The sequence below is a fragment of the Haloechinothrix salitolerans genome, assembly GCF_042662605.1.
Taxonomy (GTDB): Bacteria; Actinomycetota; Actinomycetes; order Mycobacteriales; family Pseudonocardiaceae; genus Haloechinothrix_A; species Haloechinothrix_A salitolerans.
This window is the reverse complement of record NZ_JBHSXX010000001.1, coordinates 3928343-3943422: the sequence shown is the minus strand read 5'-3', so window position 1 is coordinate 3943422 and position 15080 is coordinate 3928343. Positions and strand designations below refer to the sequence as shown.

The 15080-nt window shown below is 67.2% G+C and carries 16 protein-coding genes and 2 pseudogenes; 3 read left to right on the top strand and 15 right to left on the bottom strand.

Going from position 1 to position 15080, the window contains the following annotated elements; translation table 11 throughout:
* Nucleotides 1–60: 60 nt before the first annotated feature.
* Nucleotides 61–450: a hypothetical protein gene (locus ACFQGD_RS18720; RefSeq protein WP_345402955.1), complete on the top strand. Its 390-nt coding sequence runs from the start codon at nt 61–63 to the stop codon at nt 448–450.
* 457 nt (nt 451–907) lie between these two features.
* On the opposite strand, the gene ACFQGD_RS18715 is transcribed toward ACFQGD_RS18720, so the two are convergent.
* From ACFQGD_RS18715 to ACFQGD_RS18695, 5 genes and pseudogenes are all read right to left on the bottom strand, one after another.
* On the bottom strand, nt 908–1495 hold the full coding sequence (locus ACFQGD_RS18715) for a TIGR03086 family metal-binding protein (protein WP_345402958.1): 588 nt from the start codon (nt 1493–1495) through the stop codon (nt 908–910).
* 30 nt (nt 1496–1525) lie between these two features.
* Entirely contained in the window at nt 1526–2137 is a 612-nt protein-coding gene (locus tag ACFQGD_RS18710) for an SRPBCC family protein (RefSeq protein ID WP_390183393.1), read from the bottom strand.
* Between the two features lie 9 nt (nt 2138–2146).
* Nucleotides 2147–2242 (bottom strand): annotated as a pseudogene (locus ACFQGD_RS18705) (helix-turn-helix domain-containing protein); the annotation flags it as partial.
* Nucleotides 2243–2272: 30 nt separating this feature from the next.
* Nucleotides 2273–3543 (bottom strand): IS3 family transposase gene (locus ACFQGD_RS18700; protein WP_345398866.1). Its coding sequence is split into 2 segments (ribosomal slippage): nt 2273–3261 and nt 3261–3543, totalling 1272 coding nucleotides; the frame shifts between segments, so codons are not numbered across the junction.
* Between the two features lie 271 nt (nt 3544–3814).
* The gene (locus tag ACFQGD_RS18695; RefSeq protein WP_390221077.1) at nt 3815–4351 is read right to left on the bottom strand and encodes a VOC family protein; all 537 of its coding nucleotides are present in this window, start codon (nt 4349–4351) and stop codon (nt 3815–3817) included.
* On the opposite strand from ACFQGD_RS18695, the pseudogene ACFQGD_RS18690 reads away from it, so the two are divergent.
* Nucleotides 4329–5187: pseudogene (locus ACFQGD_RS18690) on the top strand (IS5 family transposase). The gene ACFQGD_RS18695 and the pseudogene ACFQGD_RS18690 sit on opposite strands and share 23 nt — an antisense overlap.
* On the opposite strand, the gene ACFQGD_RS18685 reads toward ACFQGD_RS18690, so the two are convergent.
* The 10 genes from ACFQGD_RS18685 to ACFQGD_RS18640 all read right to left on the bottom strand — a co-directional run bounded on the left by ACFQGD_RS18685 (nt 5171) and on the right by ACFQGD_RS18640 (nt 13031).
* Nucleotides 5171–5458 (bottom strand): VOC family protein, encoded by a 288-nt coding sequence (locus ACFQGD_RS18685; RefSeq protein WP_345393317.1) that lies wholly within the window; start codon nt 5456–5458, stop codon nt 5171–5173. The pseudogene ACFQGD_RS18690 and the gene ACFQGD_RS18685 sit on opposite strands and share 17 nt — an antisense overlap.
* A gap of 33 nt (nt 5459–5491) precedes the next feature.
* Nucleotides 5492–6283, bottom strand: coding sequence for an ABC transporter permease (locus ACFQGD_RS18680; protein ID WP_345393320.1), 792 nt, complete (start codon nt 6281–6283; stop codon nt 5492–5494).
* On the bottom strand, nt 6280–7254 hold the full coding sequence (locus ACFQGD_RS18675; RefSeq protein ID WP_345393323.1) for an ATP-binding cassette domain-containing protein: 975 nt from the start codon (nt 7252–7254) through the stop codon (nt 6280–6282). The genes ACFQGD_RS18680 and ACFQGD_RS18675 overlap by 4 nt, the downstream gene beginning before the upstream one ends.
* Nucleotides 7255–7352: 98 nt before the next feature.
* Nucleotides 7353–7763, bottom strand: a complete 411-nt coding sequence (locus ACFQGD_RS18670; RefSeq protein ID WP_345393326.1) for a PPOX class F420-dependent oxidoreductase — start codon at nt 7761–7763, stop codon at nt 7353–7355.
* 168 nt (nt 7764–7931) lie between these two features.
* Nucleotides 7932–9224 (bottom strand): SPFH domain-containing protein, encoded by a 1293-nt coding sequence (locus ACFQGD_RS18665; protein ID WP_345393329.1) that lies wholly within the window; start codon nt 9222–9224, stop codon nt 7932–7934.
* 94 nt (nt 9225–9318) lie between these two features.
* Complete coding sequence (locus tag ACFQGD_RS18660; RefSeq protein WP_345393331.1) at nt 9319–9747, bottom strand: NfeD family protein; 429 nt, start codon at nt 9745–9747, stop codon at nt 9319–9321.
* A 55-nt stretch (nt 9748–9802) separates the two neighbouring features.
* Nucleotides 9803–10618: a DUF3097 domain-containing protein gene (locus ACFQGD_RS18655; RefSeq protein WP_345393334.1), complete on the bottom strand. Its 816-nt coding sequence runs from the start codon at nt 10616–10618 to the stop codon at nt 9803–9805.
* A 71-nt stretch (nt 10619–10689) separates the two neighbouring features.
* Nucleotides 10690–11610 carry an MBL fold metallo-hydrolase gene (locus ACFQGD_RS18650; RefSeq protein ID WP_345393337.1) on the bottom strand — a complete coding sequence of 307 codons (921 nt, stop codon included), beginning with the start codon at nt 11608–11610 and terminating at the stop codon, nt 10690–10692.
* Nucleotides 11611–11654: 44 nt separating this feature from the next.
* Nucleotides 11655–12437, bottom strand: coding sequence for an SCO1664 family protein (locus tag ACFQGD_RS18645; RefSeq protein ID WP_345393340.1), 783 nt, complete (start codon nt 12435–12437; stop codon nt 11655–11657).
* Between the two features lie 18 nt (nt 12438–12455).
* A complete protein-coding gene (locus ACFQGD_RS18640; protein WP_345393343.1) occupies nt 12456–13031 on the bottom strand; it encodes a DUF3090 domain-containing protein in 576 nt (191 codons plus the stop codon).
* A gap of 79 nt (nt 13032–13110) precedes the next feature.
* Here ACFQGD_RS18640 and ACFQGD_RS18635 point away from each other — a divergent pair, with 79 nt between their 5' ends.
* Nucleotides 13111–15078 carry a prolyl oligopeptidase family serine peptidase gene (locus tag ACFQGD_RS18635; RefSeq protein ID WP_345393346.1) on the top strand — a complete coding sequence of 656 codons (1968 nt, stop codon included), beginning with the start codon at nt 13111–13113 and terminating at the stop codon, nt 15076–15078.
* The last annotated feature ends 2 nt before the right edge of the window (nt 15079–15080 follow it).

The following is a 15080-nucleotide window of genomic DNA, read 5'->3' as shown; positions in this document are numbered from 1 at the left end:
GTGTGCCGTCTCGGCGTGGCCTACGGGTGAGCGATGGATGTCTGGTTAAGGTCGGATGCTATGAACAGCGGCACTCTCCTCGATTCGTCACGTGACGAAATATATGGCGGCGGGGTAGAGGGGAATGGGCGGCCACGGCACTGTGAGTGGTGCGGTTCGCGGCTGCCGGAATCCAGTGTGGCCGGACGGCGGCGTCGGTACTGCGGGCAGGCGTGCCGGCAGCGAGCCTACGAGCGACGTACCGCAGTGCAACGTGGCGGGCTGCCTGACGACGCCGTCGTGCTGTCCGGCGCCGAGGTGGCGAATCTGCAGGACCGGCTGTTTCAGGTGCGCTGCGCCACAGAGGACGTCCTGACCGCGCTGGACGACGGTGCGTCGTCCAGCGAGCTGAGAACGCTGCTGTCACACGTCGCCGAAGCCGCCAGTCAGGCGGAGCGTTTCCGCGCGTGAGTTGTGTCCGACGTTCAGGGCGTTGTGTTTGGCATTCAGGGCGTTGTGTTCGACACTCACGACACTGTGTCCGGCGTGTTCGACGCTCAGGGCATTCCAGGTCAGGCAGCAAAGACGTACTCCTGATATTAGGCCGATAAGCTACATTATGTTAAGTAGATCCTGTGCGCAGTGAGTATGGCTCTCCCCTGCGCTCAGGTGGAACGGTGTAGCTGAGGACGTTCCGACACCGCTGTGTCCGACTGGCTGCGTGGATCTTGAGCGTCTGTGTCGTCTGAGCAGCCACAGGTGCTCAAGATCCACGTCCCTGCGTGCACCTATGACACCTGACACCATGGGTGCCGCCCCGCCGGACCATCTGCCCCATCGGGCGACGAGTTCGGAACCAGCGCACAGTGTTTCGTCACGTGACGAAATGTCAGTCGTGTAGTCCCCGCTCCCCGCGCGACGCCTCGACCTACGCCCGTAGACCCGGGCGTCGGCCTAGAAACGCGATGAAACGATCGCTCGGACTGGCGGTCGGTGGAACGGAGACGACGGGGCCGAACCGCGGCTTCCTGCTGTCGTCGGCGATGAGTGACATGGCCAACTCGAGGAGTTCAGTGGCCAGTCTTGCGGGGATGGGACGTTCCTCGCCGCAAGCCACGTTGCTGTCCCAGGCGTGTGCCACGAACTCGATCGCGCCAGCATGTGCGGCAGTGGTAGCCCACCCGAGTTGCTCATCGGTGAGCGTGGGGCGCTGAACCGTCGTTTCCAGGACGTCGAGTAGCCGTCGGATCCGGTCGTGCGCGACCGAAACCGGGTCGGGATCGTCGGATCGAGGCGGCGTCGGGAGGCGCAGTTCGCCCGTGGTGACGAGATCCGCGAGGCCATCGGCCGCGTCCGCGAGATGCAGCAGGAGTGCTCGCAAGTCCCAATCGGTGCACGGCGTCGGCCGGGTCAGCGCGTCGTCGGTGATTCCGGACAGTGCCTCCAACGTGTAGTTGGTGGACCGTTCGAACAGGGCGACGCTCTTGGCAAGCGGAGTTGCGGGCGCTTCGGTCACGAATGCTCCTCGAATAGTGATGACGACGGGTCAGACGTTCGTTCGTGGCATGTCCCACGGCGCGTGCGGGAGGACGTCTCCGGTTTCGAGCAGTGACTTGAGGTTGGCCAGTACGGCTGGCCAACCGTTCGCGATTCCGTTGAACATCTCGTGGTTGGGCAGGTTCTCGTGAGTCACGGTCAGCCGGACGATGCCCTCGTGCGGTTCGACGAGGAACGTGACGACGGAGGGGCCGTTCGGTCGTTCCTCGTCGGAGTCCTCGAAGGTGATCACAAGGCGCGTCGGAGGTTCCGCTTCCACTACCCGACCGGAGGCGTCGACGTGTTCGGAGCCATCGACACGCCGGTGTTCCCAGGTAGAACCGGGCTGCCAATCGGAGACGTTGGCATGTCCCCAATAGCGCGCCGTCAGGTCGGCGTCGGTGAGGGCGTGCCACACCTGTTCGGCGCTCGCGTGGATATAGGTGACGTAGACATAGGTCGGCACGGACGTGGTTTCGGTCATGGCGTACTCCTCCGCCTGGCTCTTGATGGCACTGATCGCCTGTAGTCGGGGTCTGTCGAAGCCAGAGATCCAGCGCTGCTCGATCTCGTGAATCGGTGCCGGATTGAGGTAATGGAGCCGTTCCCGTCCGCGCCGCACCACCGTGACGAGGTTGGCCCGTTCGAGGATGTCGAGGTGCTGCGTCGCCGACTGGCGTGCCATGTCGAGGCGTTCACACAGCTCTCGCAGCGTCTGACCGTTGCGCTCTTGAAGCGCCCCGGCGTGTCGGGAGGGTTAGTGTGTTGGGGCTGTTTCGGGATTTAACGTCGCGTGGCGTTGATGGTAGGCCTCCTCTGTTTCTGCGGGGGTGAGGTCGTCGCAGGCGCCGTGAAGGCGCCGGTGGTTGTACCAGTCCACGTATTCCAATGTGGCCAGTTCGACCTGGCTGAGTCCGCGCCAGGGGCCGTGGTTGTCGATGAGTTCGGTCTTGTATAGCCCGATGGTGGTTTCGGCGAGCGCGTTGTCGAGGGCGTCGCCGACGCTGCCGACCGAGGGCCGTGCCCCGGCGTCGGCGAGGCGGTTGGTGAACGCGATCGACGTATATTGACTACCCGCGTCGCTGTGCAGGATCAGCCCATCCCCTAACTGGCCGTGGCATTCCCGGTGCCACAGCGCCATTTCCAGGGCATCCAGCACCAGGCTGGTGCGCATGCGGGTCGAGGCCTGCCAGCCGATGATCTTGCGGGAGAACACATCAACCACGAAGGCGACATACACCGTGCCGCCGTGGGTGGCCACGTAGGTGAAGTCCGCGACCCAACGAGTGTTGGGTGCCGCGGCGGTGAAGTCACGCCGCAGCAGGTCTGCGGCCCGCTGCGCACTCTGATCAGACACGGTGGTGCGCGGTGTGCGGCGCCCGCGCCGGGCGCCTTCGAGCCCGAGGTCATGCATGAGCCGCTCAACCGTGCACCGGGCCACCGTGATTCCCTCGCGGTTGAGCATCAGCCAGACCTTGCGCGCACCGTAGACGCCGTAGTTCTGCGCATGCACTCGTGTGATCTCGGGAATGAGCTGTTCATCGGTCTGCTGGCGCCTGCTCGGGCCCCGCTTGCGGGCCTCGTAGTAGGTCGATGGGGCGATCGGAATCCCATGCTCGGACAACACGCGACAGATCGGCTCGACACCCCACCGCAGCTGCGACTCGAGTCCCACCGCGTCCTTGTGGGTCTCGATGAACCTCACCAGCGTGTCGAGGGCCGGTCGAGCTCGGCCGCGAAAAAAGCCGACGCCGACCGCAGAATCTCGTTAGCCCGCTTCAGCTCGCGGTTCTCGGCCCGCAGCCGCTTGAGCTCGGCCGATTCCTCACTCGTCGTCCCCGGACGCTGCCCAGCGTCGATCTCGGCCTGACGACACCACTTACGCAGCGTCTCGGTGCTACCGATGCCCAGCTTCGTCGCGACCGCGCCCATCGCGGCCCACTCGGTGTCATAGTTCCCGCGCGATTCGGCCACCAGCCGCACCGCGCGCTCACGCAACTCCTGCGGATAGCTCGACCGACGTGCCATGACTCCATCCTCCTCACAAGACGAAGCCTCCAGACACGCCGGGGCGGGTCACTCTCGAAGTCTGTCTAGCAGCAGTCGTCGAGTTGAGTCGGCCAACGCCTTGAAGGCCTGGTCCATCTCCCTCGTCTCACCGTTCACACCAGAATTATGCAGGTATTTACCTGCATAAGTCAATGTGCATATCTGGCGGAACGGGCTAGGTTGCCAGTTATCCGGCCAGTCGCCTCGATGTGCCGGCGCTAGGTCACGATTGAATCTGCGTGACCGTGCCTCACGACCGAGCCGGCAGCACGCACAGCTCGTTGCCCGACGGGTCGGCATAGATCCGCCACGGCACTTCGCCCCAGGCGGGGTGGAGCTCGCGGCCGCCGCGTTCGGCGATGCCTGCCGCGACTTCGTCGGGGTTGTCTCCGGCCTCAAGCCGGATGTCGAGGTGCATCCGATTCTTGGCCGTGCCCTTGGGAGCTGGCTCAGGGCATAGTTCGAGGAGCGGACCTCGCAGCGACGGGTGGCGCAACGTTCGAGGCGCGACCCCAGGAGCGTCAATCCAGCCGGTCAGCCATGACCAGAACTCCCCGTCGCTGTCTGGGTCGGCGGAGTCGAGCGGGAGCGCCGCGATCGGGCCGGTGTCGACGTACGCTGCCCGGTGCTCCATCACGCAGCAGGGATTGTCTTCAGGATCGGCGAGTACCACCCAGGGCACATCGCCCTGGCCGATGTCGAGGTGTCGTGCGCCTAGGGCGTGTCTCCCGAATATCGGCCGGTGGTTCGCTGATGATCGGTGAATGATCAGAACTGGTGTGATCACGGACGAGTTGTGGGAGTCGATCGAGCCGGTGTTGCCGTCTGATGTTGGGCGGCGTGGTGCGCGCTGGCGTGATCACCGTCAGGTGCTGGAAGCGATCGCGTGGCGCTTTCGCACCGGATCGCCGTGGCGTGATGTGCCCGCTGAGTTCGGCCCCTGGCAGACCTTGTGGAAGCGGCATCGCCGCTGGTCAAGCGACGGCACGTACGAGCGGATCTTCGAGCATGTGCTGTCCGACCACGCCGATACGGGCAAGCTGGACTGGTTGCTGTCGGTGGACTCCACCGTCGTGCGGGCGCACCAGCATGCCGCCGGCGCGCCCTCCGCGGACCACACAGGGGGCCAGGTCGAATGACAAGATTTCCGAGCCGGACGACCACGCGATCGGTCGTTCGCGCGGCGGATTGACCACCAAGGTCCACGCCCTGGTCACCTCCGGTGTCCGCCCGGTGGCCATGCTGCTGTCCGCCGGGCAAGCCGGGGACAATCCGCGCCTGGCGCCGTTGCTCGAGGCCCTGGCCGCGACCGGGCACCGGCCGGATCGCCTGCTGGCGGACAAGGCCTACTCACACCCGTCGACTCGCCGCGAACTGCGGCGGCGACGCCTCCGGCACACCATCCCCGAGCGCTCCGACCAGGCCAAACGCCGTAAGGACAAGGGGTCCGCCGGTGGTCGGCCACCGGGTTTCGACCCCGAGCTCTACAAGCAGCGCAACACCGTCGAGCGCGGTTTCGGCCGGTTCAAGCAGTGGCGCGGAATCGCGACCCGCTACGACAAGTACGCGCGGACCTACTTCGGCGGCGTACTCCTCGCCGCCACCGTCATGCTCGCCCGATGAATCGGGAGACACGCTCTAGCCCGAGCAGGCGGTCGACTTCGCTGGTCTGGCGAGCTCCGCCGAGAAGGTCGAGGTGGAGCCGCAGCGGCTCGGAAGGCGGTTCGGGAACTCGCTGGAAGCACAAGTCCAGCACCGGTCCGCCCTCGATGGTGAGTCGGGTCTCGAAGCCATCAGGCTCGTCGGTGAGCCGCTCACCACCGACCACCGCCTCCCAGAACCGGCCCAGCCGCCGCGGTTCGACGGCGTCGACGATCACGTTCTCCAGGTACATGAACCCTCCGTAAGTCTCAGCCGCTCCCCTCGCTCAGACACGACGTTTGAACGCCCACACCGACAGCGGCGCGAACACGAGCACGATCGCGAGCGCCCATAGCAGCGACCCCAACACCGGCTGCGCGACCTCGCCGCCGATCATCAGGCCGCGGCAGGCGTCCGCGAGAATGCTCACCGGATTGACGTCGACAAACGGTTGCAGCCACCCCGGCATCGTGTGTGTCGGCACGAAGACGTTACTGACGAAGGTGACCGGGAACAGCGCGGTGAAGCCGAAGATCTGCACCCGTTCCGGGTCCTTGGCCATCACACCCACCAGCACGGCTACCCAGGAGAACGCCAGTGCGAACGCGAGCAACAACAGCACGGCACCGAGAAGCCCCGCGATGTTGGTCTCGACGCGGAAGCCCAGGATCGCGCCGACACCAAGCACCAGGACGATCGACCACAACTGTTTCACCTGATCGGCCGTGATGCGTCCCGCCAGCGGTGCCCAGCGCGCGATCGGCAGCGAACGCAGCCGGTCGAACACGCCCTTCGTCAGGTCCGTGTTAAGCCCTTGTCCAACGTAGAGCGTCACGAACAGCATGTTCATCACCAGCATGCCGGGCAGCATGAACGTCAGGTACCGCTGGGTATCCCCCGCGATCGCACCGCCGAAGACGTACGTGAACAGCAGCACGAACATAATCGGCTGGATGCTGAAATCGCTCATTTCCCACGGGTTGTGACGCACCTGGACGACGGTGCGCCAGGCCAGCGTCAGCGTCTGCCGCAATCCCTCGATCGGCGTGACCCGCGGCGACAACTCCGGCGCTGTCATGCCGACACCTCCCTGTCTGATACCTGACCGTTGCCGGTTTGCTCCGCGGGGTGTCCGGTCAGCGACAGGAACACTTCGTCCAGACTGGAGCTCCGCAACGCTAGTTCGGTGACCGCGATGCCCTCGTCGTCCAACCTCCGCACCGCGCTAGAAAGAACGTCATGGCCGGTGACGGGCGCGGTGACCAGCAGTCCCCGCACGTCGGGTTCGACACCGGTGAGCTCGCTGATGATGCCACGCACCGTGGCCAGCGCCGAGGCGTCCGTCGGTCGCACGGCTAGGGACTGCGCGCCGATCTTGGCCTTGAGCTCATTCGGTGTGCCGGTTTCGATGACCTTGCCGTGGTCGACGACGGCGATCTCGTCCGCGAGCGCGTCCGCTTCATCAAGGTACTGCGTGGTGAGCAGCACCGTGACGCCTTCCGCGACGAGGTGGCGGATCAGGTCCCACAGTTCCAGCCTGCTGCGGGGGTCGAGGCCGGTCGTCGGTTCGTCCAGGTACAGCAATCGCGGTCGGCCGACGAGGCTGGCGGCGAGGTCGAGTCGCCTGCGCATGCCGCCGGAGTACCCCTTGACCGCACGGTCGGCGGCTTCCGTCAGGTGGAACCGATCGAGCAGCTCACGGGCTCGGTGCTTCGCCTCACGTCGCGGGACGCCGAGCAGCCTGCCGATCAGCAGCAGGTTCTCCGCACCCGTCAACGTCTCATCGACCGAGGCGTACTGCCCGGTCATGCCGATGAGTTGGCGCACCTGATGGGCCTGCCGTACGACGTCATAGCCGCCGACGGTCGCCTGACCGGCGTCCGGTTTGAGCAGGGTCGCCAAGATGCGCACGGCCGTCGTCTTGCCTGCTCCGTTGGGCCCGAGCAAGCCGAACACAGTGCCTGCTTCAACGGCGAGGTCGATCCCGTCAAGCGCGGTTGTTTCGCTGAATCGCTTGACGAGCCCCTCTGCCACAATCGCGTTGGTCATGAAAGTGGTCCCTTGAGAGTCGGGGTTGTGGGACCAGTCTGCCGCAGGACACCGACAGTGTCGGCCGGTTTTCCGCCCACGACACGATCTTTGGCGCGTTATCCCGCCCGGTCGGGACCCGCTCGGGTCGGCGTGATCCGGAGCAACACCCGCTGTTCGGAGCGCATGGCTTCGCGGTATTCGTCCCAGTTCGGGTGTTCGCCGGAGATCGTGCGGTAGTACTCGATGAGGCCGTCCATCGCCTCGGGGAGCTCGACGATGTCCGCGGTGCCGTCGAGTTGCATCCAGTCGCCGAAGAACTCGTCGGGCAGCACGCATAGCGACACACGCGGGTCGCGGCGGACGTTGCGCACCTTGTACGCGGGCGCGCGGGTACTGATCACGGGTGTGCCCGAGGCATCCAGGGCCACGAGCACTGGTGACAGTTGAGGCGAGCCGTCCGCACGCGCGGTCGCCAGTACCGCGCGATGCCTGTGGGCGAGGGTCTCTTGTGCTCGTGCGATGTCCATGGTCGCCAGCATGCCGGTTTGGCGAGACCGGCGCATGTCGCGGATGGCCGGGTGTCCGGAGTGCGCGACATGATGTCGGGAATGCTCAATACAGTGTCGAGAGTGCAGGACACAACGCGCACACGGGTGGCGGCCGGAGAATCCGACCGCCACCCGTGTGCGACGTCGTTAGGGCTGGCTGTAGCCGGGCGGCGGACCACCCTGCGGCCCGCCGCCGCTCGCGGGCGGTCGGGGTGGGTTCGGGGGCTGCTGGGCCTCGTTGTCCGGCTTCTCCCCCAGCACCTTCTGCGCCTCGCTCGGGTCGCCCTTGAGGGTCTTGGCGACGGCGGGTGGCACCGGGCCAGAGCCGGGAGTGGTCATCGGCCCTTCGACTTCCTTGCGCGCGACGGCCTCGGCGGCGCGCACCGCCTCGGCGACCTCGGGGTCGGTTGAGGTGTCGAACCAGCTCGCGACCTCGTCCTCGTCGAGGTGCGGCGGCTCGGTGGTCTCCTCCGGCGGCTCGTAGCGGAAGACGCCGTCTCCGTCCTGCTTGCCGAGGCTGCGCGCGAAGCCCTCGAGGGCTTTGCCGTAGTCGCTGGGCACCAGCCACACCTTGTTGGCGTCGCCCTGCGCCATCTGCGGCAACGTCTGCAGGTACTGATACGCCAGCACTTCCGGCGTTGGCCTGCCCGCCTTGATCGCGGCGAACACCTTCTCGATCGCCTTCGCCTGGCCCTGCGCCTGCAGGTAGCGGGCGGCACGCTCACCCTGGGCGCGCAGGATGCGGGACTGCCGCTCTGCCTCCGCCGACAGGATCGCCGCCTGCTTGGCGCCTTCCGCCGCCAGGATCTGACTCTGCTTCTGACCCTCCGCCTTCTTGATCGCGGACTCCCGGTCACCCTCGGCGTTGAGGATCATCGCGCGCTTCTCCCGGTCGGCGCGCATCTGCTTCTCCATGGAGTCCTGAATGGACGGTGGCGGGTCGATCGCCTTCAGCTCGACACGCGCGACACGGATGCCCCAGCGGCCGGTCGCCTCGTCCAGCACACCGCGCAGCTGCTGGTTGATCTGGTCACGCGAGGTCAAGGTCTCCTCGAGGCTCATCCCACCGACGAGGTTGCGCAGCGTGGTCGTCGTCAGCTGCTCGACACCGACGATGTAGTTGGAGATCTCGTACACGGCCGCGCGCGAGTCGGTGACCTGGAAGTACACCACGGTGTCGATCGACACGGTGAGGTTGTCCTGGGTGATCACCGGTTGCGGCGGGAACGAGACGACTTGCTCACGCAGGTCGATGCGGGCACGCACCTTGTCGAGGAACGGCACCAGGAAGTTGAGCCCTGGTGGCGCCACCGCCTTGAACTTTCCGAGTCGTTCGATGACCGCGGCTTGCGCCTGCGGTACCACCATGATCGCCTTGAAGAGCACCACCGCCACGAACAGGACGATGACGATCAAGACGATGAGGGCTGTCGCTTCCACTGCTCTATCTACTCCCCTGTTTGGTTCCCGCCGACGGCATCGCTGGTTCGCACGGTAGTGCGGTATGCGCGGGCGGGCATGTTGACACTCGCTCCTATGGTTCCGACGACACGACGGCCGTCGCACCCGCGATCTCGACGACCGTGACGGTCGTGCCAGGTTCGATGACCTGACCTTCGATGTAGCTGCGCGCGGACCACTCGTCGCCAGCCAGCTTCACCCTGCCCTGGTGTGAGTCCACAGTGGAGAGGGCGACCGCCCTGGCTCCGACGAGGGCTTCGGCGTTGGTTCGCACTCCGGGGCCGAGCAGGAACCGGCGCTTGAGGGCGGGCCTGGCCAGCACGAGCAAGCCGATGGACGTGACCGCGAATACCGCGACCGCGGCGTACTGGCTTCCGGTCAGCGCGGTCGCCCCCGCGGCGGCGAGCGCACCGGTGCCGAGCATCACCAGCACCAGATCCCCCGAGAGCACCTCGGCCGCGAACAGTGCGATGCCCGCGATTAACCAGATCAGCGCTGCCATGGCTCCATCGTGTCAGAAAACGGCTAGGGGCACGTGCGATTACCGCCGCCGTGACCTACGCGTGATCTTGTTCGGGGTTGGTCACGAAGTCAATCAACCGTTCGACCGACCCGAGCAGTGGTGTCTCCAGGTCGCGAAAACTGGACACCGACGCGAGTACTCGCCGCCAGCCCGCGGCGGGATCGCCCCAGCCCAGCTTCTCGCAGACGCCGTCCTTCCACGGCACTCCCCTCGGCACCTCCGGCCACGCCGGGATACCCACCGCCGCTGGTTTCACGGCCTGCCAGATGTCCACGTACGGATGGCCTGTGACCAGCACGTTCTCGTCCGCGATGGCGTCGACGATGCGCGACTCCTTGCTGCCGTCGACCAGGTGGTCCACCAGCACGCCGAGACGTCGGCCCGGACCGGTACCGAACTCAGCGATGGCGGCCGCGAGGTCGTCCACGCCGTGCAGCGGTTCCACGACGACGCCTTCGACGCGCAGGTCGTGGCCCCATACCCGCTCCACGAGCTCGGCGTCATGGGTGCCTTCCACCCAGATGCGTGAGTCCCGAGCGGTGCGGGCGCGCACCGGACCGACGTGGACCGAACCAGAGGCGGACCGGGCGGGTGTGGTGTCGGTGCGGTGGGTCGGCGGGATCAGCGTTACCGGCTTGCCTTCCAGCAGAAACCCAGCCGGGTGCCGCGGGAAGGCACGCTCAGCGCCGTGGCGATCCTCCAGAATGACGTTGCCGTGCTCGGTCCGGATGACCGCGCCGCAGAACCCGCTGCCTGGATCCTCGACGACAAGACCCGGCTCCGCCTCGACCTCGGGCACGGTCCGCTTGCGCTTGCGGGAAAGGACGTCACCGTAGCTGTGGGAACGCACGGCGGTGACGTTACCGGCGTGCGACGTCGTCCGGGCGTCGCCACGCCGTCAGGCGATGCCTTTCCGAGGCGCTACGAGTCGATCCGCGTCTCCCCGACCGCCAGGGCCCAGAGATCGTCCGGGTCTTTGCCCGCCGCGGCCCAGTCCTTACGGATCACCCGCAAAGGTTCGTCCACTGGCTCCCTGGTCAGCACGAACGTGCCCCAGTGCATCGTCGCCATTCGCCGCGCGCCGAGGTCGTCCAGTGCGCGGATCGCTTCCTCGGGGTTCATGTGCAGGTTCCGCATAAACCAGCGTGGCTCGTACGCGCCGATCGGCATCATGGCGACGTCGATACCGGGATAACGCCTACCGACCTCGGCGAACCGCTCACCGTAGCCGGAGTCGCCCGCGTGGTACGTGCGAGTGCCATCCGGAGCAGTGATCACCCAGCCGCCCCACAGCGTCGCGCAGGTATCGAACGGACCGCGTTTGCTCCAGTGGTGCGTCGGGGTGAAGTCGAATCGCAGCCCCGCGACCTCGGCCGACTCCCACCAGTCCAGCTCGGTCACCGTGTGGAACCCGCGCCGGGTGAACCATTTGCCCAACCCCTTGCCCGCCAGGATCGGTGTCGACCGGGGCAGCCTGCGGATGGTTGGCCAGTCCAGGTGGTCGTAGTGGTCGTGGCTGATCAGCACCGCGTCGACGTCGGGCAGTTCGGACCACGCGACGCCCGGTGGGGTCAACCGGGGCGGTGTGCCGAGGATCTTGTCTGACCACACCGGGTCGATGAGCACGCACGCTCCGCCGATGCGTACCACGTATGTCGCGTGTCCCACCCAGGTCCACGCTGTCGCGCCAGGCGGCACCGGAGGCAGGCCGGTTCGCAGTACCGGAATCCGGTCGCGGTTTTCCGTCGAACCTCGGAAGCCGCCTTCCAGCGCGATCCGGAGCATGTCGCGGGGGCCCGGGAGGGGCGCGGTGAGTCGGTCACGGAAATCGAACCTGCGCATAAGCCCAGTTTCCAGGTGGATGAGCGGTCGCGCACCTGACGACGTCAGAACAACGGCCAGGGAATCGCTCGGATGGTGTCGTGCGGCGCGGGAAACGCCCCTGTGTCGAGGAGGTCACGGGTGCGGGCGCGCAGCGCGTCGATCTCGGCGTCGGTCAGATGCTCGGTCAGCGTGTCGCCAAGCGAGTGGTCGAGGAGGTCGAGCAGCCGCTCTAGTTTGCGCGCCGACTCCGGCGGCACCGGCTTGCCCGCCCAGCCCCACAGCACCGTCCGCAACTTGGGGTCGGCATGCAGGCAGATGCCGTGGTCGACGCCGTAAACCTGGCCGTCGGCGCCGAGCAGTACATGCCCACCCTTGCGGTCCGTGTTGTTGACGATGACGTCCAGCAGCGCGAGTTCCGCGACATCGTGCCTGGCGGAGTGGGCCAGCACCACGGGCGTGCCGAACCGGTCGTGGGCGTGCAGCACCACGTGCCAGCCCTCTGGGACGTCATCCGGCGCGACGACGTCGACCAGTTCCGTGGGCCCTGAGTCGATCCAGAGCTGCACCATGCCCTCGCCGAGAGGGCCGTCGCGCAACACCGTCGGCGGCACCCGGCCCAGGCCACTCGCGGTCGCGATCGCGTACGTGGCCACTTCGCGTCCGGCGAGCGTTCCGTCGGGGAAATCCCACAGTGGACGCTCCCCCGCGATGGGTTTGTAGACCGCGTTGGCAGTGCGGCCGTCGAGTCGCAGCGAGCAGTACAGCGTGGCGTTGGACGCGTCGAGCAGACGCCCCTCCACCTCAAGCTCGCCGTGCGTGACGAGGTCGACGTCGGCGGTGTCCATGGCGCAACAGTAGCGGGCTCAGCCCTCGAGGAGACCCGACTCACGGCGGTAGCCGTTCTGCCTTGGGCAGATGTGGCCTTCCGGGTCGAGCGGCTCGCCGCACAGCGGGCAGGGCTTGCGGCCCGCGTTGACGACGCGCTCGGCGCGTTCGGCGAAGGCTCGCGCGTAGCCGGGCGAGAGGAACACCCGAACGGCGTCCGGCCCCTCCTCGGTGTCGTCGAGCACGACGGTCTCGTCGACCTCCTCGTCGGTGACGGCGAGCAGTTCGATCACGATGGAGCTGGACTCGGCGTCCCAGCCGAGTCCCATGGTGCCCACCCGGAACTCCTCGTCGACCGGGACCTCCAACGGGTCGTTGTCGACCATCTCGGCGGGTGCCTCGTCGGGCACCTCGGTGTCGAACCGGCTGGCCACCTCTTCCAGCAGCGAGTTCAGGCGCTCGGAGAGCACCTGCAGCTGTTGTTTTTCGAGCGTGACGCTGATCAGCCTGGGCGCCTCGCTCGCCTGCAGGTAGAACGTGCGGTCGCCAGGTTCGCCGACCGTGCCGGAGACGAACCGATCGGGATGACGGAAAACGTGAATCACACGAGCCATGACATCAACGACCCTAAGCCACGGTGTCTTGTTCCGCGCGACCGGCATGGCCGAGGTGTTTCACACTATCCTCGCCCGGGTGAGCAGCACCGCACCGTATGGCACCTGGACATCCCCGATCACGGCCGAGATCGCCGCCGCGGCGAGTGGCGCGGCCCACTGGACGGATTTCGTCGAGAGCGAAATCGTCTGGGCACAGCCGCTGACGAGCGAGGGCGGCCGAACCACGCTGATGCGCGAGACGCCGTCCGGGGTCGAGGAGCTGGTACCGACCCCATACAACGTGCGTAACCGTGTGCACGAGTACGGCGGCAGGCCATGGGTGGCCATCGGTGACACGATCGTGTTCACCAACTGGGACGACCAGCGCCTCTACCTGCGCCGATCCGACGGCAGCATCGCCCCGCTGAGCCCGGCGCCGGACCGGCCGCAGGGCCTGCGGTACGCCGACCTCACCGCGGGTCCCGGCGGCGAGGTGTGGGCGGTGCGGGAGACGATCACCGGACCGAAGCCCACGGACGTCGCCCGCGACCACGTCGCCGTCAGCCTGGATGGTCACGTTCGAGTACTCGGCGCGAGCCACCACTTCCTGACCGCGCCGAAGCCGTCGCCGGACGGGCGTAGGGCCGTGTGGCTGGGCTGGGACCATCCGGACATGCCGTGGGATACCGCCCAGCTGTGTGTCGCTGAGATCCATGCCGACGGCGCGTTCGCGGAACACAGCGTCCTGAGCGGGGGACACGACGTCGGGAAGGCGGGACACGACGTCGGGAAGGCGGGACACGACGTCGCGGTGTGCCAGGTCGAGTGGGAGTCCGACGACACCCTGCTCGCACTCGTCGATCCTGACGGCTGGTGGAACCTGTTCCGCATCGAGCTCGACGGCAGCGGCACGAACCTCGCGCCGGTCGCCCAGGAAATCGGCGGGCCGCTGTGGCAACTGGGCTACCGCTGGTTCCAACCGCTCGGGGACGGCCGCCATGCCGTGCTGCGTTCCGGAAGGCTGGCGGTGCTGGACGAACGCGACGGCAGCGTCACCGACGTCGAGGCCACGGCCGACCTGCCCGCCTGGTCGGCCACCCTGGCCGTCCGGGACGGCGTCGTCGCCGGAGTCGCCGCGGGACCCCGCACCCAGCCGACCGTGGTCGCCGTCGATCCTCGGCTCGGCACCGTGCGGGAGGTCAGTGAGCCACGCGGCGAGCAGGTGCCCACCGGGTACCTACCGGTGCCGAGCGAACGCACCTTCCGAAGCCAGGATGGCGTGGACATCCCCGCCTACGTCTATCCGCCCACGAATCCTGACTACACCGCGCCGGACGGCGAACTCCCGCCGTATGTCGTGCACGTCCACGGCGGCCCAACCAGCGGCGTCTCCCCTGCGCTGAGCATGCAGCTGGCGTACTTCACCAGCAGGGGCATCGGAATCGTGGCCGTCAACTATGGCGGCTCGACCGGCTACGGCAGGCAGTACCGGGAACGGCTGCGCGAGCAGTGGGGCGTGGTCGACGTCGCCGACTGCGCCACTGTCGCCGAGGCGCTGGCCGCCGAGGGCACGGCCGACCCGCGACGCCTCGCGATCCGGGGCGGTAGCGCGGGCGGGTACACCGGCGCGTTGTCGGCGGCCACGACGACGACCTACGCCGCCGCGACGATCATGTTCCCGGTCATCGACATGCTGACCTTCGCCAGCGGCGAGACGCACGACTTCGAGTCGCGCTACCTGGACAGCCTGGTCGGGCCGCTCCCTGAGCAGCGGCAGCGTTACATCGACCGTTCCCCGATCACCCACGTCTCGTCGCTGGCGTGCCCGGTGCTGCTGTTGCAAGGTGCCGAGGACGAGATCTGCCCGCCCGCGCAGGCGGAGAGCTTCGTCGAGCCGTTGGCCGGATCCGGCGTCGGTCACGCCTACCGGCTCTTCGACGGCGAGCAGCACGGTTTCCGCCGCGCCGAGACGATTATCGAGGCGCTGGAGTCGGAGCTGTCGTTCTACGGCCAGACGCTCGGCTTCGACCCGCCCGGTGTGCCGACGTTGCCACTGCGGCGGTGACG